The 567-nt window shown below is 33.3% G+C and carries 1 protein-coding gene; it reads left to right on the top strand.

All coding sequences use genetic code 11. The features are described 5' to 3' along the window. A partial coding sequence (locus ABD126_RS38645) for a hypothetical protein (RefSeq protein ID WP_343944861.1) occupies positions 1 to 567 on the top strand: 567 nt, incomplete at both ends.

The following is a 567-nucleotide window of genomic DNA, read 5'->3' on the forward strand; positions in this document are numbered from 1 at the left end:
TTGAAATAGAGCTAAATAAACAGCTCTCAGAGGCTTATCGCAAGTCTTATAGTATAGTTGGCAAGAGTGAAGATAAAATCCTCTCAGAAGCGCTTAAAATAAGCGTAGAGTATAAGGATTATATCGAAGCCATTAAGTCTAAGAAAATACTTATATCTCAGTATGACTTAGACCAGCTTATGAAGATTCAGCATAATGTTGGAGAACATAAGTTAGCAAGACAACTAATACGAAGAGCTGGTGAGCATGGCAGTATACACGTATATCATGAGTTCCAGATAAACTGGGATTATTTGGTCGAAGACGAATTGAATCATGAAGCACTTACTCCTATTGCATGTAAATCATTACTTGATAGTTGTACATTTAACTTTGACACAAAGACATGTACAATTATGGATATCAAAACTACAGCTAAGTTATGGCACTTTGAAGACAGTATGAAAGAATTTGATTACTGTAGGCAATTGTGTTTTTACCAAGAAGCAGTATATTGGTATCTAAATAACAAATTGGAATTAAGTAGTGATGAAATCAACGAATGGAGATTTGAATTTTATATCATAG

Origin of the sequence: Saccharothrix mutabilis subsp. mutabilis, assembly GCF_039521145.1 — a bacterium.
GTDB lineage: Bacteria > Actinomycetota > Actinomycetes > Mycobacteriales > Pseudonocardiaceae > Actinosynnema > Actinosynnema mutabilis.